The following is a 25,302-nucleotide window of genomic DNA, read 5'->3' on the forward strand; positions in this document are numbered from 1 at the left end:
GGGAGCGCCGCTATGGCAGCGGGAACCATCCGCTACTGGGCCGCGGCCAAGGCAGCCGCGGGCGTCGCGGAGGAGCCGTACGCCGCCGAACATCTGGCGGAGGCCCTCGACGCGGTCCGCGCGAAGCATCGGGGCGAGCTGGCCCGGGTCCTCCTGCGGTGCTCGTTCCTGGTCGACGGCGACCCCGTCGGGACCCGGAGCCATGAGACGGTACGGCTTGCGGAGGGCGGCACGGTCGAGGTGCTCCCCCCGTTCGCAGGAGGGTGAACCCCACAGCATGAGCAACGACCAGTACCACGGCGGTCAGCCGTACGACCCGTACGCGAACGGGCAGGTCCAGGGGCACGGCGGGTTCCCGGCCCAGGCGCCGCAGGGTGACGACGCCGCGCAGACGTGGGAGGGCCAGACCTGGGACACCACGTACCAGCCCTCCCTCTCGCCCGAGCAGGTCCGGGCGGCCCGTGCCCAGGCCCCGCAGGAGGCCCCCGCGCCGCAGGGGTACGGGGCCCAGGTGCCGCCGTACGGGGGGCAGCAGCCGTACACCGGGCAGAACCCCTACGCGGGGCAGGACCCGTACGCCGGGCAGGACCCGTACACCGCCCCGCCGTCGTACGGCGGCGGCCAGGGCCCCTACGGGACGCAGCCTCCGCACGGGGCCCAGCAGGCGCCGTACGGGGCCCCGCAGCCGTACGGGGCCCAGGAGCCCTACGGGGCCCCGCAGCAGTCGTACGGGGCCCAGCAGTCGTACGGGACGCCGCAGCCGTACGGGGCCCCGGCCCCGGCTCCGGTCGACGCGTACCCGCCGCAGGCCGTCGGGGTTCCCTCGCCCGAACCCGTACGGGAGGCCGATCCGGCGCCCGGGACCGACGGCGGGGCCTCCTGGTCCTCGCCCACCACCTCGGGGAACACCCGGATCACCGACGCCCAGCGCGCGCGTGCCGAGGGCCGGTCCCCGATCATCGAGCCCGGGATGCGGCCCGCCGCGCTGACCGCCGTCCTCGGACTGCTCCTCGCGGGCGGCGCCGCCCTCGGCACGTACGGGCTGCTCGTCCCGCTCGTCCTGCTCCAGGGACTCACCGCCGCGGGCTGGTTCCGGCTCAACGGGATGTGGCCCGCCCGGCAGGGCATCGCGCTCGCCTTCGCCGGTGGCCTCGCCGCCGACGCGGCCCTGCTCGCCACCGGCCGGGAGCACGCCGCCGCCGCGATCCTCGGCACCCTCGGCGCCTGGGTGCTGCTCTGCCTGGTCCTCCAGCTGCGCAGCCACGCCGACCCCGACGAGCGGATGTACGGCCTGATGGCGACCGTGGTCTCGGCGGCGCTCGCCGTCGTCGCCACCGGACACCTCGGGGCCGACCCCGACGCCGTGGTCGTCGGCGGGACCTCGGTGGCCGCCGCCGTCCTCGCACGGGCGCTCCCGCTGCCCGGCGCGGTCTCCGCGGTCTGCGCGCTGCTCGCCTCCGCGGGCGCCGGGATCGCGGCCGGCGGGCTCACCGGCCTGGGCGGCTCCGGCGCGCTGCTCGGCCTCGGCGCCGGGGTGTGCGCCCTGATCGGCCTGCGGGTGGCCAGCTACGACTACCCGTCCCGCTTCGTGCACATGACGGCCGGGGTCGCGCTGCCGCTGACCGCCGCCGCACCCGCCGTCTACCTGCTCGGCCGGGTCCTGGCCTGATCGCGGAGAAGGCGCCGGGGGGCGATTCCCGGGCGCTCCCCGGGCGGGCCCCCGGACAGGCCCCGGGCGCCCCTGAGACGGCCCCGAGACGGCCCCGAGGCAACCCTGACCAGGCCCTGAACCGGGCCCCCGGCGGGAACCAACCGGCCCCCCGGCACGTCGGTCTTCGTGTCGGGGGGCCGGACTTCATCCGTTTTCCACTTCCATGCGGGGGGACGCACTACCCATGCGAGCACTGCGGATTCTGTTGATCGTGGCCGTCGTGCTGGGCGGGGTCCTGGTGGGGATCGACCGGCTGGCCGTGGCGTACGCGGAGTCGGAGGCGGCGGGCCGGGTGAAGCTCGCCGCCGTGACCAGCGAGTCCCTGGACGTCGACATCAAGGGCTTCCCCTTCCTCACCCAGGTCGCGGACAAGCGGTTCGACGCGATCGACGTCAAGGTGTCCGGAGTGCGGACGACGGCGGGCGACCGGCACCTCCGGATCGGCGAGCTGACCGTGTCCCTGCGGGACGTGACCGTGACCGGCGACTGGTCCGGCGCGAAGGCGGGCTCCGCGAGCGGGACGGCCCTGATCTCGTACGCGGACCTCACGGCCGCCTCCGAACGCCAGGCCACCGTGGGCTACGGCGGCGTCGGCAAGGTGAAGGTCACCGGAGGTGTGGAGGTGATGGGCCGCACCCTGACCCGCACCGTGGTGTCCACGGTGAGCGTGGTGAACGGGGACACGATCAGGGTCCGGGCCGACGAGGTGCCCGGCGAGGGCATCCCCGGCGTCGAGGACCTGGTCCGTCAGCGCACCGACTTCGAGCGCCCGATCGGCGCGATAGCCGGGATGAAGGTGACGAAGGTCGAGCCGCGCCCGGAGGGCCTGGCGGTCACGGTGACCGGCCGGAACGTCGTCCTGGCGGGCTGATCCGCGCGGGTGCCGGGACGCGACCGCCCCGGGTCCGACCGGGCCCGGGGCGGTCGGCTGCCCCCTGCACCTACCGATTGGTCACATGCTGAGACGATGCTGTCCGATCCGTAGAAACGCCACCGGAACCCTGGGTGCGGAGGCGCCCGGAGTCGACTTTCGTGGCGATCACATCTCACTCTTCGGACGATCGCGTCTCAAAATACGACACGGCGGTGACACGGCCGCCTGTCCGTCCCTACGATCGAGGGCATGAAGCGACAGGCGGATCTCACGAAGCGGCGGGCAGTCGATCTGTGCCGCGTCGCCGCCATGCTCTGTCGCTCCTTCTGAGCGGGACCCACCACTCCCGTATTCCTCAGGCCCTCCGACCGAGGTCGGGGCCGCCCGTGCAGCCGTACGCAGCCCGTAACGCACGTCCCGACGCGACGACGCGTACCGCCGTCACACCCGCACCACACCGCCGCACACTGCCCCGGAGGAGAACGAACATGGCTCGCAGCGACGTCCTGGTCGACGCGGACTGGGTCGAGGCCAACCTCGACAACCCGCAGGTCGCCCTCGTCGAGGTCGACGAGGACACCTCGGCCTACGAGAAGAACCACATCCGCAACGCCGTCCGGATCGACTGGACCAAGGACCTCCAGGACCCGGTCCGCCGTGACTTCATCGACCAGGAGGGCTTCGAGAAGCTCCTCTCGGCCAAGGGCATCGGCAACGACACGACGGTCGTCCTCTACGGCGGCAACAACAACTGGTTCGCCTCCTACGCCTACTGGTACTTCAAGCTCTACGGCCACCAGGACGTCAAGCTCCTCGACGGCGGCCGCAAGAAGTGGGAGCTCGACTCCCGCGACCTGGTCGACGGCTCCGTCGTCCCGTCCCGCCCGGCCACCGAGTACAAGGCCAAGCCCCAGGACGCCTCGATCCGCGCCTTCCGCGACGACGTCGTGGCCGCGATCGGCGTCCAGAACCTGGTCGACGTCCGCTCGCCCGACGAGTTCTCCGGCAAGCTGCTCGCCCCGGCGCACCTCCCGCAGGAGCAGTCGCAGCGCCCCGGCCACGTGCCGAGCGCCCGCAGCATCCCGTGGTCGAAGAACGCCAACGACGACGGCACCTTCAAGTCGGACGACGAGCTCAAGGCCCTCTACGAGGACGAGCAGGTCGATCTGGCGAAGGACACCATCGCCTACTGCCGCATCGGTGAGCGCTCGGCGCTGACCTGGTTCGTCCTGCACGAGCTGCTCGAGGTCACGAACGTCAAGAACTACGACGGTTCCTGGACCGAGTACGGCTCGCTCGTCGGCGTGCCGATCGAGCTCGGCGCCAGCAAGTAACCCCGGACCCCTCGACCGTAAGGACAGAACGACATGTGTGGAGCGCAGCCCGGCGGCCCCGACGCCTCGACGATCAAGCCCGGTGAGACCACCATCCAGGGCTTCGTGACCAAGGACGGCGAGCCCGTCACCGGTTACGTCCGCCTCCTCGACTCGACCGGTGAGTTCACGGCCGAGGTCCCGACCTCCGCCACCGGCCAGTTCCGTTTCTACGCGGCCGAGGGCACGTGGACCGTCCGCGCCCTGGTTCCCGGCGGCACCGCCGACCGTCAGGTCGTGGCGCAGAAGGGTGGCCTCGCGGAGGTCGCCATCGCGGTCTGACCCGCGACACCGAACCGGCCGAAGGGCCGTGCCTCCTGGGGGGTTGGACGCCATTTCCAGGACTTGAGGCACGGCCCTTCGGTCGTACCCTGGAGAGGTGTACGCACGCCGTCGGCACGTCTACTTCTGGATGATGGGCGCCTGTCTGGCCCTGTTCGTGGGCGCCTGGGCCGTCGTGCGCCTCTTCTCGGTGCCCGCCGCCGTCGGCATGTGCGTGGTCGCCATGGTCATCCCGCCGGTCGCCGCGATCGTGGCGAACCGCAGGGGTCCCGAGGACCGCTGGTGGGACGACCCCTCGGGGGACCCGAAGTCGGACGAGTGGTGGGACGAACTCGACGGGAAGGGCCGGGGCGGGAACGACGGGAAGAAACGGCCGAAGGAGTAGCGGGGGCCGGACCCGGCCCGGCTGCCGGAGCCGCTTCGTCCCTCCCGGGAGCCGCCCGGCCCTCCCCGGGGCCGCTTCCTCACCACGGGCCCCCTGGCTTCGTCACCACGGCCCTGCGGCCTCGCCCCGCCGCGTCAGTAGACGAGCGCCTGCGTCCCGTCGGCCATGGCCTCCTGCACGAAGACCTGCGCCCCGGCGATGCGGACGCCGTCCAGGACGTCCTCCTCGGTGATCTCGCGCCGGGTCGCGCACTGGGTGCAGAGCGTGACCCGCCCGGCCGCGAGGACCGAGTCGATCAGGTCCGGCAGCGGTGCGGCGTGCGGCAGCTCGAACTCGGCGGCCCGGCCCGGCAGGGCGAACCACGAGGACTCGCCGGTCAGCCAGAGCGACACCTCGACGCCGCTGGCCACCGCGACGGCGGCGACCGTGAAGGCCTGCGAGCAGCGTTCGGGGGCGTCGGCCCCGGCGGTCACCTTGATCACGAGCTTCTTCGCCATGTACCGAACTGTAATGCGAGCCGCCACAACCTCTCGCGCCCCTGGTGTGTCTGCTCTGTGCGCGGATAACGGAATCCGTGCTTCAGGTCTCGTGGGGGGACTTTTGAACACCGAAGAGAACATCCCGGACGGGGATGTGCCGACAGCGCGCGCGGACGCGCCGACACCGGGTACGGACGCCCCGGCACCGCACGCGGACGCGCCGACACCGCCGGAGCGGCCCGCGCGGCCACGCCGCCGCCCGCTCCGGACGCTCGGACTGATCGCCGTCGCGGCGGTCCTCGGCGTGGTCGGCGGCACGGCCGTCGGATACGGGGTCCAGGCGGAGCGTCCGCCGGTCCCGCTGCCCGCCCTCAACCAGCCGGGCCTCGCGTACCCGGCGAAGCCGCTGCCGAAGGGCCAGGAGCCGGAGCCGCTGTCGGCGAAGGAGGACCTCCAGCTGAAGGCCGAGGGCGACCTGCGGAAACTGCTGCTCCCGAAGCCCGAGGGGGCGCGCGGCGGCGAGGGCGGCTGGATGTCGCTCGCCGACTACGCCGACAGCTTCACGCAGCCCGACGGGGCACTGGAGTCCGACCTCGAACAGAAGATCCGGCGGATCGCCGTGCGCACGTGGTCCGCGGGCGAGAACCGACGGGTCAAGATCGAGCTCGCCCAGTACCGCCCTTCGTCCGGGATGGGCGCGTACGAGCACGTGCGGGGGCAGCAGGCCATCGCCATCGACGAGGCGAGGTCCGGTTCGCTCGGGGAGCCCGTGAAGGGCTCGGAGAACGGGCGCTACTTCGTCTACCCGGTGGAGCGGAAGGCCGGATACCTCGACTTCCACCAGGCCCGTGCCTTCATCCAGCACGGTGACATCGCCATCACCATCCTCGTGTTCGACACACGGAAGATCACCAAGAACGAGATCCGCTCGCTGGCCGAGCGGCAGCTGGGGCGTCTGTGACCGAGAAGACCGGGGGCCGCGCACGCCGCCTCCTGAAGAACACCCTGATCGCCGTCCTCGTGCTCGGCGCCGTGGGCGGCGGAGTCGCCTACACCGCCGTCACCGTCGACGCGGCCGACCGCACGGCGCCCACCGTGGCATGGGAGCGCCCGACCGCGACCGCCACCCCCGGGGACCCCGCCGCGGACATCGGCAGGGGCCGTGCCTCCACTCCGATGAGCAAGCTCCTGCTGCCGGTGCCGGACGGCTATGTGCTCGGCTCCGACATCGACGAGTACGGCAACGACGGCGAGCTCGACGGGAAGGCGGCGGCCGCCCTCTTCAAGCGGACGAGCAGGACCGTCTACGGCAAGGAGCGCCGCGCCTACGAGAAGGCGGTCGACGCCCTCGGCGTCCAGGGCATGGCCGTGCGCTCGTACGCGCGGGTGGACAACAGCCTCCAGGCGGAGGTGCTCGTCCTGCGGATGAAGGACAGGAAGGCCGTCCGGAAGTTCTACGAGATCCGGAAGGACCTCGGCGAGCTCCTGGATCTGGACAAGGGCCCGAAGATCGAGGGCCACACGAAGAACGCCGTCTGCCATCTGGGCCCCGAGCCCACCAAGCCCGAGAAGGGGCCGGACGACGAGTTCCGGACCCCCGAGCTCCGGAAGGTGCTCTGCGTGGCGTACGAGGGCGAGGTCATGGTCACCGTCACGGCGTACGGCATCCCGCCCCTCGACACCAAGGCCGTGGCGGGCCTCCTCGGGAAGCAGATCCGCCACATCGAGTCCCCGGGGGAGTACGTATGACCGAGCAGACGACCGAGCAGACGACCGAGCGGGCACCGGAGCGACCGGCCGGGGAGCCGACGCCCACGCCCGTGCCCGAGCCCGAGCCCACGCTCATGCCCACGCCCGAGCCCACGCCTGAACGTCCGGCCGGGCCTGTGGCCGAGGCGAACGCCGGGCCTGCGGCCGAGACGCCGACCGAGACGCCGACCGAGCAGTCGGCCGAGCGGTCGGCCGAGACGCCGGCCGGGCCCGTGGCTCCCCGGCGGACCCGGCGGGTGCTGTGGGCCGTGGCCCGCTGGACGGCCGCCGTCGTCGTGTGCGGCGGCGTCGGCACCGGGACCGCCCTGGGGATCACCGGTCTCGACCGGGACGAGGTCCCCGGACTCGCGACCGAGAGCGACGGGCGCTGGGAGTACCCCCGGCTCGTCCTCCCGGCGCTGCCCGCGGACAAGCCCCGCCCCTTCACCGCGGCCAACGACGGCGAGATCCACCACGCGGACCCGCGCGCCCTGCTGCTGCCCGCGCCCGCCGGTGCGACGCCCGATCCGAAGCTGGACGGCGGGTTCGTGTCCACGGAGGCGTACCTCTCCCTCTACGGCGAGGAGTTCCGGGGCGATCTCCGCAAGAGCCTGTCGGACTCCACCCTGCGGCACGTCGTCGCCCGGGGGTGGACCATGCCGGACGGCACCCGCACCAGCATCCACCTGCTCCGGTTCAGCTCCGTCGCGTACGCCGAGTCGTACGGGGACACGGCTCTGGAGGTGGACGGCACGAGCGGCCCGAAGGCGCTGCCCCTCGGGGTGGAGACCCCCGTCCCCGAGACGCTCGCGGACGACGTGGAGGTGCCCGAGACGCGGGCGTACGTCTACCGCGAGAAGAAGCCCTACGGCGCCGAGCAGACCCGCTGGGCGTACGTGCAGGCCGGGGACACCCTCGCGCTGATCACCCAGACCCGGAAGGGCGAGTCGCTCGCGGTGCCGTTCCAGCAGACCGCCACCCTGCAGAACCAGCTGCTCGGCTAGCCGGGGCCCGCGAGACCCACCTCACCGAGTGGGCCGGGCCCCCGCCCACTAAGCTGGGGTCCGGCCCGTTCAGCCTTCACCGCTCGTCCGAGGAGCACCCCGTGATCATTTTCTTCGAAGCTCTGCTGGTCCTGGTCTGTGTCGGCGTCCTCGCCTTCACCGGTCTGGCCGTGAAGAAGCTGTACCAGGGCCAGCGCTAACCCCTCCGAGAGAACGCCAGAGCTGCTCATGATCGAGATCCCGTCCGACCTCAACCCGGGCCTCGTCCCCCTCGCGTTCCTGCTCGGTACGTGGGAGGGCGCGGGCGTCGCGGACTTCCCCGGCGCCGAGAAGTGCAACTTCGGCCAGTCCGTGACGTTCAGCCACGACGGCCGGGACTTCCTCGAATACCACTCCCACTCCTGGGTGCTGGACAACGAGGGCAACAAGGTCAGCCCGCTGGAGAGCGAGAGCGGCTACTGGCGGATCGACAAGGACCGCAAGGTCGAGATCGTCATGGTCCGTGACCAGGGCATCGTCGAGATCTGGTACGGCGAGCTCGCCGACCAGAAGCCGCAGATCGACCTGGCGACGGACGCCGTCGCCCGGACGGCGGCCTCGGGCCCGTACGCCGGTGGGAAGCGCCTCTACGGCTACGTCAAGAGCGACCTCATGTGGGTCGGCGAGAAGGCGACCCCCGAGGTCCCGCTCCGCCCGTACATGTCGGCGCACCTGAAGAAGGTCGTCACGCCGGAAGAGGTCGCGGAGATGGCCCGCAACCTCGGCGACCTGCCGGACGACGGCATCGCGTTCTTCCGCTAGAACCGGACGCACGCCGGGCCCGGGGCCCGAGCCCTGGGCTCGGGCCCCGCGCCCTCCTACACTGGGGGCGTGGTGAGCACCGACTGGAAGAGCGACCTGCGGCAGCGCGGTTATCGGCTGACGCCGCAGCGTCAGCTTGTCCTGGAGGCGGTCGACGCGCTGGAGCACGCGACGCCCGACGAGATCCTGGTCGAGGTCCGCAGGACCGCCTCCGGGGTGAACATCTCCACCGTGTACCGGACCCTGGAGCTCCTGGAGGAGCTGGGCCTGGTGAGCCACGCCCATCTGGGGCACGGGGCTCCCACCTACCACCTCGCCGACCGGCACCACCATCTGCACCTGGTGTGCCGGGACTGCTCCGGGGTGATCGAGGCGGACGTCGAGGTGGCCGCCGAGTTCACCGGGAAGCTCCGGGAGACCTTCGGGTTCGAGACCGACATGAAGCACTTCGCGATCTTCGGGCGGTGCGGGGACTGCGCCGCGAAGGACTCCGCCGCCGGGTCGTAGGCTCTTCCCATGGAGCGACATTCCCCGATCAGTCCTCTGCTGTCCCTGCCCGGCGCCGTAGCGGCCGAGGGCCATGACGCAGGGGTCGCCGCGCACTACGGCGACCTGTTCCGTGAGCAGCGCGCCCTCGCCGACGGGCGCGGGTTCGTCGACCTCTCGCACCGGGGCGTCGTCGCCGTCACCGGTGACGACCGGCTGAGCTGGCTGCACCTGCTCGTCACCCAGTACATGACGGACCTGGTGCCCGGCCGGGCCACCGAGGCGCTGATCCTCTCCGCCAACGGACACATCGAGCACGCCCTGTACCTCGTCGACGACGGCGAGACGCTGTGGGCGCACGTGGAGCCGGGGACCCGGGACGAACTCGTCCGGTACCTGGAGTCGATGAAGTTCTTCTACCGGGTGGAGATCGCCGACCGCACGGACGACATCGCGGTCGTCCACCTCCCGGCCGGTTCCGTCGCCGCGACCCCCGAGGGCGTCGCCGTACGGGAGACCCCGTACGGCCGTGATCTGTTCCTGCCCCGCGCCGGGCTGGAGTCCTTCGCCGCCGCGCACGGTCCGGCCGCCGGGATCCTCGCGTACGAGGCGCTGCGGGTCGAGGCGCACCGGCCCCGGCTCGGTTTCGAGACGGACCACCGGACCATCCCGCACGAGATCGGCCTCATCGGCAGCGCCGTCCACCTCCAGAAGGGCTGCTACCGGGGGCAGGAGACCGTCGCCCGGGTGCAGAACCTGGGGAAGCCGCCGCGCCGTCTCGTCTTCCTGCACCTGGACGGCAGCGAGGTGCTGCTGCCGGGGCACGGTGCCCCGGTGCGGCTGGCCGCCGACGGCGAGGAGGGGCGTCAGCTCGGCTTCGTGACGACCGCCGTCCGCCACCACGAGCTGGGCCCGATCGCCCTGGCCCTGGTCAAGCGGAACGTGCCGGTCGACGCCCCGCTGATCGTGGGCACGACCGCCGCCGCGCAGGAGACGGTCGTCGAGCCGTAGGCCGTGGGCCGTGGGCGTCCCGGGCGGCCGTACGGTCGGGACGGGCCGGTCGGTCGTGCGGTTCGGGCCGGTCGGTCGTACGGGCCGGGCGCCTCGCCTTCGTGGGGCGCCCGGACCCGGGGCGTCAGACCTCGATCAGGACCGTGAACGGGCCGTCGTTCGTGAGCGAGACGCGCATGTCCGCTCCGAAGCGGCCCGTCTCCACGTGCGCCCCCAGTTCCCGCAGCCGGGCCACGACCTCGTCCACGAGGGGTTCGGCGACGGGACCGGGGGCAGCCGCGTTCCAGGTGGGGCGGCGGCCCTTGCGGGCGTCTCCGTAGAGGGTGAACTGGGAGATCACGAGCAGCGGCGCGTTCACGTCGGAGCATGACTTCTCGTCGGCCAGTACCCGGACGGACCAGAGCTTTCTGGCCAATTGGGCGGCCTTCTCCGGGGTGTCGTCATGGGTCACCCCGACGAGCACGCACAAGCCCTCGCCGGTGATCCCACCGACGGTCTCCCCTGCGACGACGACGCTCGCGCCGTCCACCCTCTGCACCACTGCACGCATACGCCCCAACCTACCCAGCGGTCCCGAGTCCGGCGGAGGAGGGGCCGAACGGGTGCAGAGCGACTGCACGCGCACGAGGAGGAGTGGCACCATGCGTGTCAGGCGGTGCGCTCCGCACCGGTCGAGGGGAACGAATCTCATGAGTGCACCTGGCACCGGGCCGACGCCGTCCGGCCCCGTACCGCTGTTCCGCGCCGGAACCCGGGGCGGTGGACCGGGACAGGCCGCCCGCCCGCCCGCCCAGCGGAGCACCGAGCCCGCCCCGCCCGAGCGGCCCGAGCCGGAGCTCGGCGCGCTGCGGCTGCCCGAACTGCGGGCGCTGCGCCGGGACGCGCAGAGCGACGAGGCGGACCTGAGCTATGTCCGCCGGATGCTCCAGGGCCGGATCGACATCCTGCGGGCCGAACTGGCGCGGCGGACCGACCCGGAGACGCCGGTCCTCGACCGGCTGTCCGAGATCCTCGCCGACGTGCCCTCGCGGCACCGCACCTCGGCCCGGCACGTGACCATGTCGACGCCCCGCAACGAGGAGTACCGGCGGCTCGCTGCCGACATGCTCTCGGAGGTCGAGCTGTCGGACCTGACGGCCCGCACGGACGACGAACTGCACGCGGGGATGGGCCGGTTGGCCGGGTACGAGCAGCAGATCTCGCGGTGCCGCCAGCGCCTCCAGCGGACCGCCGACGACTGCAGCGCGGAGATCGCCCGCCGCTACCGCGAGGGCGAGGCGCAGGTCGACGACCTGCTGGCGTGACGGGAGTTCCCGTACGGCCCGCGGGTGCCTTCCCCCAGGCGCTTTCCCGTACGGGTTGCCCCGTAGCGGCTGTCCCGTACGTGTCTTCCCGTACGTGTCTTCCCGTACGGGGCGGGCCCGGCGGGAAAACCCGGGTGCGTCCGGACGGGGGCCGTGCGTAGGGTCGCGCCATGACTGTCGATGTGCGCACGGTGGCGGAATCCGAGTTCTCCGACTGGCAGCGGGCCCTGCGGGTCGGTTTCCTCCGCCCGCCGGTCGTCTCCGACGAGGAGGTCGCCGACCGGCTCCCGCACGTCGACCTCACCCGGACCCTCGGCGCCTACGACCGGGGGCGGACCGTCGCCACCTTCCGCTCGTTCCGGCAGGAGGTCAGCACGGTCGGCGGCGGGACCCTCACCGCCGACGCGATCACCCAGGTCACGGTCTCCCCGACGCACCGCAGGCGCGGACTGCTCAGCCGGATGATGTCCACCGATCTGATCGCCGCGAAGGAGCGGGGCGACGCCCTGGCGACCCTGATAGCCGCCGAGTACCCGATCTACGGCCGTTTCGGGTTCGGCGTGGCGAGCTCGATCGCCGAGTGGAGCGTGGACCTGCGCGTAGCCGGGCTCGACCCGCGCCGCTCGGGCCGCCCGGAGGACGGCGGCAGGATCGATCTGACCGACGCCGACGAGATCCGCGGGATCGGCCCCGACGTGCACCGCGCGTTCATGGGCGTCCGGGCGGGCGTCACCGCGCGCACCCCGCGCGACTGGGACAACGGCACCGGTGCCGCCGTGCAGAGCGAGCCCTGGCAGGAGCCGTACTACGCGGTGTACCGGACGGAGTCCGGGGCGGTCGAGGGGTATGTCGCCTACACCGTCGACGAGCGGTGGGACGACGCCAAGCAGCCCGTGAACACCGCGAAGGTGCGGGACCTGATCGCCGCCACCCCCGCCGCCGAGCGGGCCCTGTGGCAGTACGTCTGCTCCGTCGACTGGATCTCCACGGTCCGCTCCGGCTACCGGGCGCCCGACGACCCGCTGCCCTCGCTGCTGCCGGACCGGCGCGCCGCCCGCGTCCTGACGCACGCGGACATGCTCTGGGTCCGTGTCCTGGACGCCGTACGGGTCCTGGAGGGCCGTACGTACCCCGTCACGGACGGTCTGGTGCTCGATGTGCGGGACGGGTACGCGACCGGGGAGGCGGGCGGCTTCACCGGCGGGCGGTACCTGCTGGACGCCTCCCCCGGCGGGGCCTCCTGCGTCCGGACGACCCGGTCCGCCGATCTCGCCTTCGACGTGGCGCACCTGGGTGCCCTCGCGTTCGGCGACGAGTCCGCCGTACGCCTCGCCCGCCTGGGGCTCGTCGACGAGCTGACGCCCGGCGCGGCGGCCCGCGCCGATCTGCTGTTCCACACCCCGCTGCGGGCCTTCTCGCCCGACATCTTCTGAGCGGCCCGGTCCCGTAGGGGGTCCGGCGGGTGCTCTGGGCCGGATTCAGCGGGTCCTGCGGCGGAAGAGGAGCCCCGACGCGGCGACCGCCAGGCCGAGCAGTCCGCCGCACCACGCCAGCGCGATCCAGGGGGAGTCGCCCACCGGCTGGTCGAGCAGCAGTCCCCGCATGGACTCGACCAGCGGGGTGACCGGCTGGTGTTCGGCGAAGCCGCGCAGCCAGCCGGGCATCGTCTCGATGGGGACGAACGCGCTGCTCGGGTAGGGCAGGAACATCATGAAGAAGGTGACCGCCCCGGCGGCCTCCGCCGTCCTCGTCACCAGGCCCACGGCCGCCGACAGCCAGGAGACGGCCGTGATGTAGGCGAGCAGCAGACCGATCGCGGCGAGCCAGCCGCCGGGCGTGGCGGCGGGGCGGAAGCCGATGAGGAAGGCGACGCCGAGGACGAGCGCGGTGGACAGCGCGTTCCGGGTGACGGCGGCGGCGACGTGCCCGGCGAGGAACGGCGTCCCGCCGACGTCGAGGGTGCGGAAGCGGTCCACGACCCCGCGCCGCATGTCCTCGCTGACGGAGACGGCGGTGCCCGCCGAGCCGAATCCGGCACAGAGGACGAGGACGCCGGGGACCACGTAGGTGACGTACCGGGTGCCGGTGTCGATGGCTCCGCCGAAGAAGTAGACGAAGACCAGCATCAGCATGATCGGCATCATCAACGAGGTGATGACCGCGTCCAGATTGCGGCGGCTGAGCCGGATGCCGCGCCCGGCGAGGGTGTGCGCGGCGGTGAACCCGCCGGAGAGGGAGCCCGAGAGGCTGTCAGACACGGGTGTGCTCCTTGTCGCCAGTGGTGGCGGTGGTGGTGGCGGTGGTCCGGGTGGTGTTTCCGGTGGGGCCCGACCCCGGCGTCTCCGCCGTCAGGTTCAGGAAGACGTCGTCGAGCGTCGCCGTGTGCAGGGCGAAGCGGGTGATGTCCCGCCGCCCGGGGTCGTACGCGTCGAGCAGTGCCCGGACGTGGGCGGCGCTGCCGTCGGTGCGGATGCCGAGGGTCCGGTTCGCGGGGTCGCGCAGGACGGGCGCCGGGTGCTGGTGGGCGGTGAGCCGTAGATAGCTCTCTTCTCCATGTGCCACGAGGTCGAGGCGATGGGCGGCGTAACGGTCCTTCAGTTCCGTCGGGGTGCCCTCGGCGAGGGTGCGGCCCCCGCCGAGGACCGCGACGCGGTCGGCGAGCCGGTCGGCCTCCTCCAGGTACTGGGTGGTGAGGAAGACCGTCGTGCCGGTGCCGGACAGTTCGCGGACCGCCTCCCAGAGCTCCTGGCGGCTGCGCGGGTCGAGCCCGGTGGTCGGCTCGTCGAGGAACATCACCCGGGTCGTACCGGGGTCGCGGACGAGTCCGGCGGCCAGGTCGAGGCGGCGGCGCATCCCGCCCGAGTAGGTCTTCGCGAGCCGGTCGGCCGCGTCCGTGAGCCGGAACCGTTCGAGGAGTTCGGTGGTGCGGCGCGCGGCGGCGCGGCGGGAGAGTCCGGAGAGCCGGGCCACGGTCCGCAGGTTCTCGGCGCCGGTCTGGGTCTCGTCGACGGCGGCGTACTGCCCGGTGAGGCTGATCGCCCGGCGGACCAGGGGGCGCTCGGTGACGACGTCGTGCCCGGCCACGCGGGCGTGCCCGGCGTCGGGCGCGGTGAGCGTGGAGAGGATGCGGACGGTGGTGGTCTTCCCGGCGCCGTTGGGGCCGAGGAGGGCGAAGACGGTGCCGTGCTCGACCCGCAGGTCGAGGGCGTCGAGGACGCGGACGGCCCCGTAGTTCTTGGTGAGTCCGGTGGCTTCTACGGCCGGAGGCATGGCTGTTCCTTGGGCTCGTGGGCAGGACGGAACGGCGTACTGCGTATGTCGTACGCGTTACTGTGTAAGGGTTACGCATTACTAGGATGGACGTCAAGCGAGCGAGGTGGCCGGGAGGCGGCGGGTTGTGAAGGACGGCGAGCGAGGGACGAGCGGTGGCGGCGGTGAGGGCGGGGGCGTCGGCCGCCTTGGTGCCGGTGGTGCCGGTGGTGCCGGTGGTAGGGCTGGGGGCGGAGGTGGCCGTCTTGGTGCTGGTGCTGGTGCTGGTGCCGGTGCCGGTGCTGGTGGGGGCAGTGGTGGTGGGACCTTCCTGCCGCCGGCCGTCGAGGCGGCCTGGGGGCTCCGGGAGCGTCCCTCCAAAGGCCCCAAGCCCGGTCTGACCCTGGACCGGATCGTCGGCGCGGCCGTCTCCCTCGCCTCGACGGAGGGCATCGGCGCCGTCTCCATGGGCCGGATCGCCAAGGAGCTCGGCGTCTCGACGATGTCGCTCTACCGGTACGTCTCCGCCAAGAACGAGCTGTACGTGCTCATGCAGGAGGCGGCCACCGGCGCCCCGCCCGACCTCGGCGTGCCCGGCGCGGACTGGCGCGCGGGCGTCGAGGCCTGGGCCTGGGCGATGCGCGAGGTCTACCACCGGAACCTCTGGATGCTGCGGCTCCCCGTCTCGGGGCCGCCCGCGACCCCGAACGTGGTCGCCTGGTGGGAGGCGGCGCTCGCCGCCCTGGAGAGCACCGGCCTCGACGAGGGCGCCAAGATCTCGGTGACCCTGCTGGTCGGCGGCTTCGTCCGGAACGACGCCGTGGTCATGGCCGACCTCGCTGACGCGGTCGCCGCGAGCGCGGGGGACCCCGAGGACGTCCTCACCCGGTACAGCCGCACCCTGCGGCGGCTCACCGACCCCGAGCGGTACCCGCAGGTGGCCCGGATGCTGGACTCGGGGGTGATGGACGACTCCGACGAGCCGGAGTTCGATTTCCGCTTCGGTCTCGCCCGGATCCTCGACGGGGTCGCGGTGCTGGTCGAGGGCGGGGCCTCGTGACGCCCTCGCGGACGCCGTCGCCGTCCGGAGGGAAGCGCGCCGGGGGCCCGCCGTCGCCGTCGCCGTCCGGAAGGAGGTCCCCCGAGGTGTCACCGCGACCTTCCGGAGGAAAGAACCCCGAGGTGTCACCGCCGCCTTCCGGAGGAAAGGCCCCCGAGGTCCTGCCGCCCTCGCCGTCTTCGTCGCCCCCGTCCGGTCCTGAGGCCCCCGCGCCCCCCGGGCTGCGCGAGCGGAAGAAGGAGCGCACCCGGCGGGCCCTGTCGGAGGCGGCCGTCGCGCTCTTCCTGGAGCGGGGCTTCGACGCCGTGTCGGTCGCCGAGGTGGCCGCCGCCGCCGAGGTCTCGAAGCCGACCCTCTTCCGGTACTTCCCCGCCAAGGAGGACCTGGTCCTCCACCGGTTCGCCGACCACGAGGGCGAGTCGGCCCGGGTGGTGGCCGCCGGGCTCCGGTCCGGTACGGCGCCGCTCGACGCGCTGTACGCGCACCTGCTCGACGGGCTGGCCCGGCGCGACCCCGTCACCGGACTCTGCGACCACCCGGCGGTCCTGGCGTACCTCCGGCTGCTGTACGGCACCCCCGCCCTGGTCGCCCGCCTCCACGCGTACCGGACGGGGTGGGAGACGGCCCTCGCGGAGGCGCTCCTCAGTGGCGCGCCTTCGGCGGCGGCTGCGGCTGCGGTGGCGGTGGACGCCGGGCGGCCGGAGGGTCCCGCCCGTGCCGACCGGCTCGGCGCGCGGCTCGCAGCCGGGCAGATCGTGGCCGTGCTCCAGCTCCTCGCCGAGGAGAACACCGCCCGGATCGCGGCCGGGGAGACCGCCGACGCGATCGAGGCGGACGCGGTCGCCGCCGCCGGTCGAGCCTTCCGCGCGCTGCGGGAGGGACTGCCGTACTGAGGTCGCGGGAGGGGCTGTCGTACGCAGAGCGGCGCCCGATTCCGTGAACAAGTAAAAAACGTAACCCAGTAACGCTTTCCGTTAGGCTGGGTGGAATGACGTCACTCGACCTCGATCTCGCCCGTGAACGCGCCCACCACGACGCCTGCCGTGCCGCCCTGGCCCGTATGACCGAGGACGTGGCGGAACAGGTCGTCACGGGTGAGGACACCGCCGCCTCCGGGGCCGACGCCGAAGCCCTCGGCCGGCATCTGCGGAGCCGTGCCGAGGAGATGCGCGAGCAGCCGCCCGGCCCGCTGTTCTTCGGCCGTCTCGACCGCGAGGACGGCCAGGTCCACCACATCGGCCGCCGCCGGATCGCGGAGGACCCCGCCGCCCCGCCGCTCGTCGTCGACTGGCGCGCCCCCGTCTCCCGCGCCTACTACCAGGCGGGCGCCCACGACCCGCAGGGCGTCCTGCGCCGCCGCCGCTTCGGCTGGGCCCCGTACAGCGCGGGCGCCTCCGAGGACCTCACCGCGCTGGAGGACGAACAGCTCGCGGCGGGCGGGGCGGTCACCGTCAGCGCCCTGCTCGCCGGGGAGATCGAACGGCCCCGGGTGGGGCCCATGCGGGACATCGCCGCCACCATCCAGCCCGAGCAGGACGACCTCGTGCGCTCCGACCCGGCCGCCTCCCTGTGCGTGCAGGGCGCGCCCGGCACCGGCAAGACCGCCGTGGGCCTGCACCGGGCCGCGTACCTGCTCTACACGCATCCGCAGCGCGTCCGCCGCTCCGGGCTCCTCGTCCTCGGGCCGCACCGCGCGTTCCTCGCGTACATCTCCGAGGTGCTGCCCGCGCTCGGCGAGACCGGGGTCCGGCAGGCCACCCTCGCCGACGAGATCGCCCGCCACCCGGTCCGCGCCGAGGACGGCGAGGCCGCCGCCCGGACCAAGCACGACGTCCGGATGGCGGGGGTGCTGCGCCGCGCGCTGTACGGCAGGGTCGATCCGGCCCCCGCGGAGGACCTCGCCGTGCCGGACGGCTCGTACCGCTGGCGGCTGCCCGCCGAACTGCTCGCCGGGATCGTCAGCGGGGTGCGGGCGGAGGCCCCGCCCTACGCGACGGGCCGCGAACGGGTCCGCGCCCGGGTCGTACGGGCCCTCCAACTGCGCGCCGAGCGCCGCTCCGGCCCCATGGGCGCGGCCTGGGCCCGCCGGATCGAACGGGCCCGCGCGGTCACCGCCCTCCTCGACGCGTGCTGGCCGAAGGCGGTCCCGGAAGAGGTCCTCGCGGGCTTCCTCGCGGACCCCCGCGACCCGGACCTGACGGAGACCGAGCGGGCCGCGCTCCGCTGGGAACGGCCGCCCCGCTCGTACCGTTCGGCGCGGTGGACCGCCGCCGACCTGGTTCTCCTCGACGAACTCGCGGGGCTGATCGAGCGGCCCGAGAGCTACGGCCACGTCGTCGTCGACGAGGCACAGGACCTCTCGCCCATGGAGTGCCGGGCCGTCGCCCGCCGCACCGCGTTCGGTTCGCTCACCGTCCTCGGGGACCTGGCCCAGGGCACCACCCCGTGGGCCGCCCGCGACTGGCACGAACAGCTCGCCCACCTGGGCAAGGCCGGGGCGCCCGTGGTGCCGCTGACCCTCGGCCACCGGGTGCCCTCGGTGATCGTGGACCTCGCCAACCGGCTCCTGCCGCACCTGGGCGCGGACGTCCCGGCGGGCCGGTCCGTCCGCCGGGACGGCGAGGTGACGGTCCGCCGGGCGACGGATCTGCCGACCGCGGCCCGACAGGCCGTGCGCGAGGCGCTCGCGGCGGAGGGCTCGGTGGGAGTGATCACCTCCGACGCGCTCCTCGGCCCGGTGGGGGAGGCGGTGCCGTCGGGCGGCCCCGGGCGGTCCGGCCGTGTGACCGTACTGGCCGCCCGGGACGCCAAGGGGCTGGAGTTCGACCACGTCGTCGTGGTCGAACCGGCCGCGATCCTCGCCGCCGAACCCCGGGGCGCCAACCGACTCTACGTGGTCCTCACCCGCGCGGTGTCCCGTCTGACGCTGGTGCACCAGGAGGAACTGCCGGGGTGGCTGGGGTAGATAGCGGCGGGATCTGATCGGTGGGTGGGTGGGTGGGATGGGTAGGGGCGGTATCTGTCTGATGGGGTGGGGGATGGGTACTGGCGATATCTGAGCGAGAGGTCGTAGGTACCGGCACTATCTGATCCGGGAGGCGTAGGTACCAGCGCTATCTGTATCCCCCGCCGCAGCCGCCTCGGCCCGCCCTCACGGGGCCTTTGCCGCGAGGGCCTCCCGATGGGTTCCCTCCCGCCCGTCCTCCCGGCTGTCCCCCCGGTCGTCCCCCCGCGCGGTGGTCGGGCGGCGAAGGACGGTGAGGGCGAGGAGGAGGGCGAGGAGGAGGAGTACGGCGCCGGTGCCGAAGGCGAGGTGGTAGCCGCCGGTCAGGGCCTCGGCGGGGGAGCGGCCCGCCTCGGTGAGGGACGCGGTGCGGCCCGCGGCCAGGGTGGAGAGGACGGCGACACCGAGGGCCATGCCGATCTGCTGGGTGGTGTTGAAGAGCCCGGAGGCCAGGCCCGCGTCGGCGTCCTCGGTGCCGGACATGGCGAGCCCGGTGAGGGCGGGGAGCGCGAGACCGAACCCGGCGGCGAGCAGCATCACGGGCAGGAGATCCGTCACGTACGAGGCGTGGACGGGGACGCGGACCAGCAGACCGAGGACCCCGACGAGCATCAGGAGGCCGGTGAGCAGGACGTTCCGTTCGCCGAAGCGGGTGATGAGCCGGGCGGAGACGCCGAGCGAGACGGCGCCGATGACGACGGCGGCCGGCAGCATCGCCAGACCGGTGCCGGTGGCTCCGTAACCGAGGACCTTCTGCAGGTAGAGGGCGACGAGGACCTGGAAGGAGAAGAGTGCGGCGACCATCAGCATCTGGACGGCGTTGGCCCCGGCGACACTGCGGGAGCGCAGGACGCGCAGCGGCATGAGCGGGTGCGGGGTCCGTGCCTGACGGACCAGGAAACCGGCGAGGAGGGCGAGCGCGAGGGCGCCGAGGCCGAGGGTGTGCGCCGAACCAGCCCCGTACTCCTCGATCGTGACGACCGCGTAGATCCCGGTCACGAGCCCGGCGGTGACGAGCAGCGCGCCGAGGACGTCGGCTCCGGCGCGGAGTCCGAGACCCCGGTCGGCGGGGAGGGCGCGCAGGGCGACGAGGAGGGTGGCGACGCCGATGGGCAGGTTGATCAGGAAGATCCAGTTCCAGGTGAGGGCGTCGGTGAGGACCCCGCCGAGGACCTGGCCGAGGGAGGCGCCCGCGGCGCCGGTGAAGCTGAACACGGCGATGGCGCGGGCGCGTTCGCGGGGCGCGGTGAAGAGCGTGACGAGGATGCCGAGGCCGACGGCGGAGGACAGCGCGCTGCCGACGCCCTGGAGGAAGCGGGCGGCGACGAGCACGCCGGGGGAGGTGGCGGCCCCGGCGAGGAGGGAGGCGCCGGTGAAGAGCGCGGTGCCGATGAGGAACAGGCGCTTGCGCCCGACGAGATCGCCGAGGCGGCCGGAGAGGAGGAGGAGCGAGCCGAAGGCGATGAGGTAGGCGTTGACGATCCAGCTGAGGCCGGTGGGGGTGAAGCCGAGGTCGCTCTGGATGGCGGGCATGGCCACGGTGACGATGCTGCCGTCCAGGACGGTCATGAGCATCCCGGTGGCGAGGACGCCGAGGGCGGTCCTGTGGGAGGGGGAGGGCGCGGGGGCGGGCGTGGGCATGGGGGTCACTCCTGTTCGGGGGAGCCAACAGGAGTGACGCTAGCAGAAGGTTTTGTTGCAGACTATTTTTTACGGGATCAATCTCGAGGTGTTCGGAGGTGAGGGGGAGGCGGGGTCGTACGGGTGGGGATTCGGGGTGCCGCACGGGCTGATTCGGGGTGCCGGGCGGGCCCTTCCGGGCCCTGCGGGCTGTCGGCGAAGGCCCGGAAGGGCGGCCGTCTAGCCGCGCTGACGCGCCCGGCGGGCCGGGGTCGGGCTCTCGACGGGACTCGCCAGATGCCCGGTGACCAGCCGGTTCATGGCCCGCAGCAGAACCGCGCGCTCCTCGTCCGGGAGGGCGCCGAGGGCCTCCTCGTGGACGCCGTCGACGATCTTCTGGCTCTTGTGGGCGACCTTCGCGCCCGCCTCCGTCACGGCGATGATCCGGGCCCGCCGGTCCGTGCTCGACGGCCGCCGCTCGGCCAGCCCGGCCTTCTCCAGGGCGTCCACGGTGACGACCATGGTGGTCTTGTCCATGTCCCCGAGCTCCGCGAGCTGCGCCTGCGTCCGCTCCTCCGCCAGGGCGTGCACGAGGACGCAGTGCATCCGCGCGGTCAGCCCGATCGTCCCGAGCGCCGCCGCCATCCGCGTCCGCAGGACATGACTGGTGTGGTCGAGAAGATACGAAAGATCGGGCTCGGTGCGTGCGGGCGCCATGGCAGTCATGCGTTCCAGTCTGACAGCACCGGCCCCGATCGATCCGTCACGGATCATCGGAAAGCGGAGGGGCGCGCCCTGCCCGCGGGGGCCGGGCGGATCCCTCGCGGGGCGGGTCCCGCGGGAGGAGGTCTCTCCACGGGGCGGGGCGTCCCGTACGGGCAGGGGCACCCTTACGGGACGGTCGCTTCCCCTACGGGCAGGGGGCACCCTTACGGGACGGTCGCTTCCCCTACGGGCAAGGGGCACTCCTACGGGACGGTCGCCTCCCTTACGGGCAGGGCCACCCCCTACGGGCGGTCGCCGCCCTCACGGGACAGGAGCCTCCCTCACGGGGCGGAGCCGGGGACCGCTGGGTCAGGATGGGGGGATGCCCCCGACGCCCCTGCTCTTCCTGGACGTGGACGGACCGCTGATCCCCTTCGGAGAGAGGGGCGGTACGCCTCATCCGACGTATCCGCCCGCACCGCCCGCCTCGGTGAGCCCCCTCCTCGCCCGGCTCGATCCCGCGCGGGGGCCGAGGCTGGCGGCGCTCCCGTACGAGCTGGTGTGGGCGACGACCTGGGAGGACGACGCGAACGCCTGGGTGGCGCCCCGGCTCGGACTGCCCCCGCTGCCCGTCGTCCGATGGCCGGACGACGGCCCCGGTCCCGGCGGGGGTGTGCACTGGAAGACGCCGGTGCTGGTCGCGTGGGCGGCGGGGCGGCCGTTCGCCTGGGTCGACGACGAGATCGGCCCGGCGGACCGGGCGTGGGTCGACGGCCACCACCCGGGGCCCGCCCTGCTCCGCCGGGTGGACCCCGGACAGGGGCTCACCCGCGCGGACTTCGCGGCGCTCGCGGACTGGCCGGGCCGCCGGGCGGGGTCCGTCAGGAGCTGCTGGGCTGGGTGAAGCGGAGCATGTTGCCCGCCGGGTCGCGGAACGCGCAGTCGCGGACGCCGTACGGCTGGTCGACCGGTTCCTGGAGGACTTCGCCGCCTGCCGCGCGGACCCGTTCGAAGGTGGCGTCGACGTCCTCGGTGGAGAAGATCACGCCCCGCAGCATCCCCTTGGCGAGCAGCTCGGCCATGGCCTGCCGGTCGGCGGGAGCGGCGTTGGGGTCGGCGAGCGGCGGTTCGAGAACGATCTCCACGTCCGGCTGCTCGGGCGATCCGACGGTCACCCAGCGCATCCCCTCGAAACCGACGTCGTTGCGCACCTCCAGACCGAGGGCGTCGCGGTAGAAGGCGAGGGCCTTGTCGTGGTCGTCGACGGCGATGAAACACTGCGAGAGCTTGATGTCCATGCCTTCGAAGCTACGGGGGGCCGGAGGATTTCGCTTCTCCGATCCTGACCGGATGCGCGGGGCCCGTCACCGGTTCCGTACGGGCCGGGTGTGGACCTTGGCGACGCACGCGGGAACGGTCGCCCCGTCGTCGTGCGGGCGCGCCCGGTAGGCGGACGGCGATTCGCCCACCAGCTCGGTGAAACGGGAGCTGAACGAGCCGAGCGAGGTGCACCCGACGGCGAAACAGACCTCCGTGACGCTCAGATCGCCCCGCCGGAGCAGCGCCTTCGCCCGCTCGACCCGCCGGGTCATCAGATAGGCGTACGGCGTCTCGCCGTAGGCGGCGCGGAAGCTGCGGGCGAAGTGCCCGGTCGACATCAGGGCGACGGCGGCGAGCGCGGGCACGTCGAGCGGCAGCGCGTAGTCCCGGTCCATCGTGTCCCGGGCCCGCCGCAGCCGTACGAGATCCTCCAGCGTCACGCCCCCAGGATGGCACGGGGGTACGACAGGGGCACGGCGCCGCCGGACGCGTACGAGGGAGACCGGGGGCGTACGCCCCCGGGCCGGTGCTCCCCCGACCAGGCGAGGCCCCGGACCGTACGGGGGCGACCTTACGGGGGCGACCGTACGGGTTCCCCGGGGCCGCCCCCGGGGAACCCGTACGACCCGGGGGCCGGAGGGACAGGCGTCCCCCCGCTCCGTCGTGGGCGCGGTCCGTCCGAGGCCGGTCGTCAGCGCTGCTGGAAGGACCACTCCTGCTTCCAGCCGCCCTCGCAGGTCCACACGCCGAGCTGCTTGTGGTCGGAGTCGTGGGTGAGGCAGTCGTCGGCGGAGATCCGGATCTGGTACTTGCCGCCGCCGAGGCTGACGAACTGCCACTTCTGGTTGGAGGTGTCACCCCACGCCTGCTGCTCGGCGACGTAGGTGTCGGGGTTCATGGTGAGGTTGTAGCCGAGGTCGTTGACGATCCGGTGGCGGCCTCCGCCCAGGGACTTGATCGTCCAGGTGGACCCCTTGTACCCGAGGATGCCGCCCAGGATCGGCGCGCCCCAGCTCGCGGTCTCGTTGGGCGAGGTCGCGCCCAGACCGTTGGCGAGCTTCAGGAACAGCGGCCGGTCGGTCGGGACGGAGGGGCCGGAGCCGCCGCCGCCCGGGTTCGTCGGGGTCGTCGGGTCGGTCGGCGTGATCACGCCGCCGGAGGAGGACTCCAGCTCCCACTCCTGCTTCCAGCCGCGCTCGCAGGTCCACACGCCGAGCTGCTTGAAGTCGGAGCTGTGGGCGAGGCAGTCGTCGGCGGAGATCCGGATCTGGTACTTGCCGCCGCCGACCGGGTAGAGCTCCCACTTCTGCTTGGAGGAGCCGCTCCACGGCTGGAGCTCGGCCATGTAGCTGCTGGTGTTCTCGGTGAGGTCGAGGCCGTAGGAGCTGGTGATGCGGTAGCGGCCACCGCCCACGGAGGCGATCTTCCACTTGGACTCGTTGCCGCCCCGGATGCCGGGGACGACCGACGCTCCGGCGGAGCCGTTGACCGGGAGGGCGCCCAGTCCGTTGGACAGCTTCAGGAACGCCCAGGTGCCGTCACCGTTGCCGGGTGTGGTCGGGTCCGTGGTCGGCGGGGTGCCGCCCCAGGCCCAGTTCTGGTTGGGGGCGTCCCGGGTGGTCTCGGAGCCGCAGGACCAGCCGGCGACCGTGCCGCCGTTGCCGGTCTGGGCGTTCACGTTGTCGACGCAGACGTCCTTGGAGCGGTCGTCGAGCTCGGTGAAGTGCCGGAAGCCGCCGCTGGGCGACATGTGCCAGCGCTGGCCGGGGATCTCCAGACAGTCCCAGACCTGGAGCTTGGTCCCGTTGGCGGTCTTGTTGCCCGCCAGGTCGAGGCACTTGCCGTTGGCCGCGCGGAGCTTGTAGCCGTTGTAGGTCCACTTCTGCGCGTCGCCGCCGTTGCACTCCCACATCTGTACGGGGGTGCCGTTCGCGGTGCCGTTGCCGCTGACGTCCAGACAGGCGTGGTAGCCGGGCCTGCTGGAGTCGGGGGTCAGGCTGCCGGTCCTGCCCGCGTAGCCGGACCGCGCGGGGAAGTGCAGGGTGCGGACGTCGCCGTCGCACTTGTAGGGCCGGGCGGTGCCCGACCGGCAGGTCCACGGCTCCTTCTTGACGGTGTCGCTGTCGTGGCCGACGAACGCCCAGTTCATGTACCCGCCGTCGCCCCGGTTGCGGAACGTCGAGTCGCCCTGGAAGACCCAGATCCGGAAGGTGTCGTAGCCGGAGGGCTCCTTCTTGTCCTTGTCCATGAAGTGGTTGAGCTTGTACGTGGTGTCGAGCAGCACCCCCTTCATGTCGGCCTTGTGCTCGTTCCTGAACCACTCGGTCTCGTACAGGTCGGTACCGACGGTCTTGAACACCAGGACGTTGAACCCGGGGAACTTCTCGCTGAGCTTCGCCGCCGTGTTCTGGGTGAACTCGGCGTTGTCCAGCTTGTTGTTGTTGGCGGCGCCGCGCATGAGCTTGATGACGTCGAAGGCGGAGGTGATCAACGAGGTCATGCAGTTGCCGCCGCCGGGCACGGCCGGGGTGCCGCAGGTCTTGTCCACGGGGAATCCGGGCGCCGGTGCGGCCTGGGCGGGCGCGGCCAGACCGCCGACCACGGCTACGGCCGCGATCCCGCAGGCCAGAGCACGTTTGAGGCGGGACAGGGGTTTCATGTCAGGGGCATCCTTTTCTCAAGAGAGCTGGATGCTAGGTCGGCGGATCCGCCGCTTCCCGGCCTGTTGACGCCATCCGTACGACCCCTGACGGCATCCCTACGGGCGAACCCCTCCCGGGCGAACCCTTACCTCGCCGTTTCACTTGGTGCGGGGCCGATTTCTGTGCGGCAACGCGAAAGTGCCTTCTGAGCTGGGACGATGAACCTTGTCGAGGGGTTCTGTC

At 72.8% G+C, this 25,302-nt stretch carries 28 protein-coding genes; 19 read left to right on the top strand and 9 right to left on the bottom strand.

What is annotated here, in order from left to right:
* Nucleotides 1-12: 12 nt before the first annotated feature.
* From ACIO92_RS32805 to ACIO92_RS32835, 7 genes are all read left to right on the top strand, one after another.
* Nucleotides 13-267, top strand: a complete 255-nt coding sequence (locus ACIO92_RS32805; protein ID WP_351793970.1) for a MoaD/ThiS family protein — start codon at nt 13-15, stop codon at nt 265-267.
* A 10-nt stretch (nt 268-277) separates the two neighbouring features.
* On the top strand, nt 278-1,669 hold the full coding sequence (locus tag ACIO92_RS32810; protein WP_402284193.1) for a hypothetical protein: 1,392 nt from the start codon (nt 278-280) through the stop codon (nt 1,667-1,669).
* A gap of 226 nt (nt 1,670-1,895) precedes the next feature.
* Nucleotides 1,896-2,582: a DUF2993 domain-containing protein gene (locus ACIO92_RS32815; protein ID WP_366445233.1), complete on the top strand. Its 687-nt coding sequence runs from the start codon at nt 1,896-1,898 to the stop codon at nt 2,580-2,582.
* A 252-nt stretch (nt 2,583-2,834) separates the two neighbouring features.
* On the top strand, nt 2,835-2,915 hold the full coding sequence (locus ACIO92_RS32820) for a putative leader peptide (protein WP_351515640.1): 81 nt from the start codon (nt 2,835-2,837) through the stop codon (nt 2,913-2,915).
* A 158-nt stretch (nt 2,916-3,073) separates the two neighbouring features.
* A complete protein-coding gene (locus ACIO92_RS32825; RefSeq protein WP_366445232.1) occupies nt 3,074-3,919 on the top strand; it encodes a sulfurtransferase in 846 nt (281 codons plus the stop codon).
* 33 nt (nt 3,920-3,952) lie between these two features.
* Nucleotides 3,953-4,240, top strand: coding sequence for a DUF1416 domain-containing protein (locus ACIO92_RS32830; RefSeq protein ID WP_017242395.1), 288 nt, complete (start codon nt 3,953-3,955; stop codon nt 4,238-4,240).
* 97 nt (nt 4,241-4,337) lie between these two features.
* Nucleotides 4,338-4,625, top strand: coding sequence for a DUF3099 domain-containing protein (locus ACIO92_RS32835; protein WP_366445231.1), 288 nt, complete (start codon nt 4,338-4,340; stop codon nt 4,623-4,625).
* A gap of 134 nt (nt 4,626-4,759) precedes the next feature.
* Here ACIO92_RS32835 and ACIO92_RS32840 read toward each other — a convergent pair whose 3' ends face one another.
* Nucleotides 4,760-5,122, bottom strand: coding sequence for a DsrE family protein (locus ACIO92_RS32840; RefSeq protein WP_351793984.1), 363 nt, complete (start codon nt 5,120-5,122; stop codon nt 4,760-4,762).
* A gap of 103 nt (nt 5,123-5,225) precedes the next feature.
* On the opposite strand from ACIO92_RS32840, the gene ACIO92_RS32845 reads away from it, so the two are divergent.
* From ACIO92_RS32845 to ACIO92_RS32870, 6 genes are all read left to right on the top strand, one after another.
* On the top strand, nt 5,226-6,065 hold the full coding sequence (locus ACIO92_RS32845) for a hypothetical protein (protein WP_402284189.1): 840 nt from the start codon (nt 5,226-5,228) through the stop codon (nt 6,063-6,065).
* Nucleotides 6,062-6,853: a hypothetical protein gene (locus tag ACIO92_RS32850; protein WP_366445229.1), complete on the top strand. Its 792-nt coding sequence runs from the start codon at nt 6,062-6,064 to the stop codon at nt 6,851-6,853. The genes ACIO92_RS32845 and ACIO92_RS32850 overlap by 4 nt, the downstream gene beginning before the upstream one ends.
* On the top strand, nt 6,850-7,857 hold the full coding sequence (locus tag ACIO92_RS32855) for a hypothetical protein (RefSeq protein ID WP_402284187.1): 1,008 nt from the start codon (nt 6,850-6,852) through the stop codon (nt 7,855-7,857). The genes ACIO92_RS32850 and ACIO92_RS32855 overlap by 4 nt, the downstream gene beginning before the upstream one ends.
* Nucleotides 7,858-8,085: 228 nt before the next feature.
* The gene (locus ACIO92_RS32860) at nt 8,086-8,658 is read left to right on the top strand and encodes an FABP family protein (protein ID WP_351793995.1); all 573 of its coding nucleotides are present in this window, start codon (nt 8,086-8,088) and stop codon (nt 8,656-8,658) included.
* Between the two features lie 69 nt (nt 8,659-8,727).
* Complete coding sequence (locus ACIO92_RS32865) at nt 8,728-9,165, top strand: Fur family transcriptional regulator (protein ID WP_366445227.1); 438 nt, start codon at nt 8,728-8,730, stop codon at nt 9,163-9,165.
* 9 nt (nt 9,166-9,174) lie between these two features.
* Nucleotides 9,175-10,155: a folate-binding protein gene (locus ACIO92_RS32870; RefSeq protein ID WP_366445226.1), complete on the top strand. Its 981-nt coding sequence runs from the start codon at nt 9,175-9,177 to the stop codon at nt 10,153-10,155.
* Nucleotides 10,156-10,279: 124 nt separating this feature from the next.
* Here the strand turns inward: ACIO92_RS32870 and dtd are convergent, their stop codons facing one another.
* Complete coding sequence (dtd, locus tag ACIO92_RS32875) at nt 10,280-10,705, bottom strand: D-aminoacyl-tRNA deacylase (RefSeq protein ID WP_366445225.1); 426 nt, start codon at nt 10,703-10,705, stop codon at nt 10,280-10,282.
* 139 nt (nt 10,706-10,844) lie between these two features.
* Between dtd and ACIO92_RS32880 the strand changes: the two genes are divergently transcribed.
* A complete protein-coding gene (locus ACIO92_RS32880; protein WP_366445224.1) occupies nt 10,845-11,459 on the top strand; it encodes an ABC transporter substrate-binding protein in 615 nt (204 codons plus the stop codon).
* A gap of 170 nt (nt 11,460-11,629) precedes the next feature.
* The gene (locus ACIO92_RS32885) at nt 11,630-12,892 is read left to right on the top strand and encodes a GNAT family N-acetyltransferase (protein ID WP_366445223.1); all 1,263 of its coding nucleotides are present in this window, start codon (nt 11,630-11,632) and stop codon (nt 12,890-12,892) included.
* A 45-nt stretch (nt 12,893-12,937) separates the two neighbouring features.
* Here ACIO92_RS32885 and ACIO92_RS32890 read toward each other — a convergent pair whose 3' ends face one another.
* Together ACIO92_RS32890 and ACIO92_RS32895 are read right to left on the bottom strand one after the other, a co-directional pair.
* A complete protein-coding gene (locus ACIO92_RS32890) occupies nt 12,938-13,717 on the bottom strand; it encodes an ABC transporter permease (protein WP_366445222.1) in 780 nt (259 codons plus the stop codon).
* The gene (locus ACIO92_RS32895) at nt 13,710-14,729 is read right to left on the bottom strand and encodes an ATP-binding cassette domain-containing protein (RefSeq protein WP_366445221.1); all 1,020 of its coding nucleotides are present in this window, start codon (nt 14,727-14,729) and stop codon (nt 13,710-13,712) included. Before ACIO92_RS32895 ends, ACIO92_RS32890 begins: the two co-directional genes overlap by 8 nt.
* Before the next feature lie 310 nt (nt 14,730-15,039).
* On the opposite strand from ACIO92_RS32895, the gene ACIO92_RS32900 reads away from it, so the two are divergent.
* The 3 genes from ACIO92_RS32900 (at nt 15,040) to ACIO92_RS32910 (ending at nt 18,733) form a co-directional block, all read left to right on the top strand.
* Nucleotides 15,040-15,768, top strand: coding sequence for a TetR/AcrR family transcriptional regulator (locus ACIO92_RS32900; protein WP_366445271.1), 729 nt, complete (start codon nt 15,040-15,042; stop codon nt 15,766-15,768).
* Between the two features lie 161 nt (nt 15,769-15,929).
* On the top strand, nt 15,930-16,661 hold the full coding sequence (locus ACIO92_RS32905) for a TetR family transcriptional regulator (protein ID WP_402284207.1): 732 nt from the start codon (nt 15,930-15,932) through the stop codon (nt 16,659-16,661).
* 95 nt (nt 16,662-16,756) lie between these two features.
* Nucleotides 16,757-18,733 (top strand): HelD family protein, encoded by a 1,977-nt coding sequence (locus ACIO92_RS32910; RefSeq protein WP_402284182.1) that lies wholly within the window; start codon nt 16,757-16,759, stop codon nt 18,731-18,733.
* A 186-nt stretch (nt 18,734-18,919) separates the two neighbouring features.
* Here the strand turns inward: ACIO92_RS32910 and ACIO92_RS32915 are convergent, their stop codons facing one another.
* Together ACIO92_RS32915 and ACIO92_RS32920 are read right to left on the bottom strand one after the other, a co-directional pair.
* Nucleotides 18,920-20,413 carry an MFS transporter gene (locus ACIO92_RS32915; RefSeq protein ID WP_402284180.1) on the bottom strand — a complete coding sequence of 498 codons (1,494 nt, stop codon included), beginning with the start codon at nt 20,411-20,413 and terminating at the stop codon, nt 18,920-18,922.
* A gap of 219 nt (nt 20,414-20,632) precedes the next feature.
* On the bottom strand, nt 20,633-21,118 hold the full coding sequence (locus tag ACIO92_RS32920; RefSeq protein ID WP_366445218.1) for a MarR family winged helix-turn-helix transcriptional regulator: 486 nt from the start codon (nt 21,116-21,118) through the stop codon (nt 20,633-20,635).
* 361 nt (nt 21,119-21,479) lie between these two features.
* Here ACIO92_RS32920 and ACIO92_RS32925 point away from each other — a divergent pair, with 361 nt between their 5' ends.
* Entirely contained in the window at nt 21,480-22,001 is a 522-nt protein-coding gene (locus tag ACIO92_RS32925) for a hypothetical protein (protein WP_366445217.1), read from the top strand.
* On the opposite strand, the gene ACIO92_RS32930 is transcribed toward ACIO92_RS32925, so the two are convergent.
* The 3 genes from ACIO92_RS32930 to ACIO92_RS32940 form a co-directional block, all read right to left on the bottom strand.
* On the bottom strand, nt 21,979-22,395 hold the full coding sequence (locus ACIO92_RS32930) for a VOC family protein (protein WP_366445216.1): 417 nt from the start codon (nt 22,393-22,395) through the stop codon (nt 21,979-21,981). The two genes, ACIO92_RS32925 and ACIO92_RS32930, sit on opposite strands and share 23 nt — an antisense overlap.
* A gap of 66 nt (nt 22,396-22,461) precedes the next feature.
* Nucleotides 22,462-22,857 carry a helix-turn-helix transcriptional regulator gene (locus ACIO92_RS32935; RefSeq protein ID WP_366445215.1) on the bottom strand — a complete coding sequence of 132 codons (396 nt, stop codon included), beginning with the start codon at nt 22,855-22,857 and terminating at the stop codon, nt 22,462-22,464.
* A 251-nt stretch (nt 22,858-23,108) separates the two neighbouring features.
* Entirely contained in the window at nt 23,109-25,076 is a 1,968-nt protein-coding gene (locus tag ACIO92_RS32940; protein WP_366445214.1) for an RICIN domain-containing protein, read from the bottom strand.
* Nucleotides 25,077-25,302: the final 226 nt, after the last annotated feature.

This window comes from Streptomyces sp. NPDC087215, assembly GCF_044744885.1.
GTDB lineage: Bacteria > Actinomycetota > Actinomycetes > Streptomycetales > Streptomycetaceae > Streptomyces.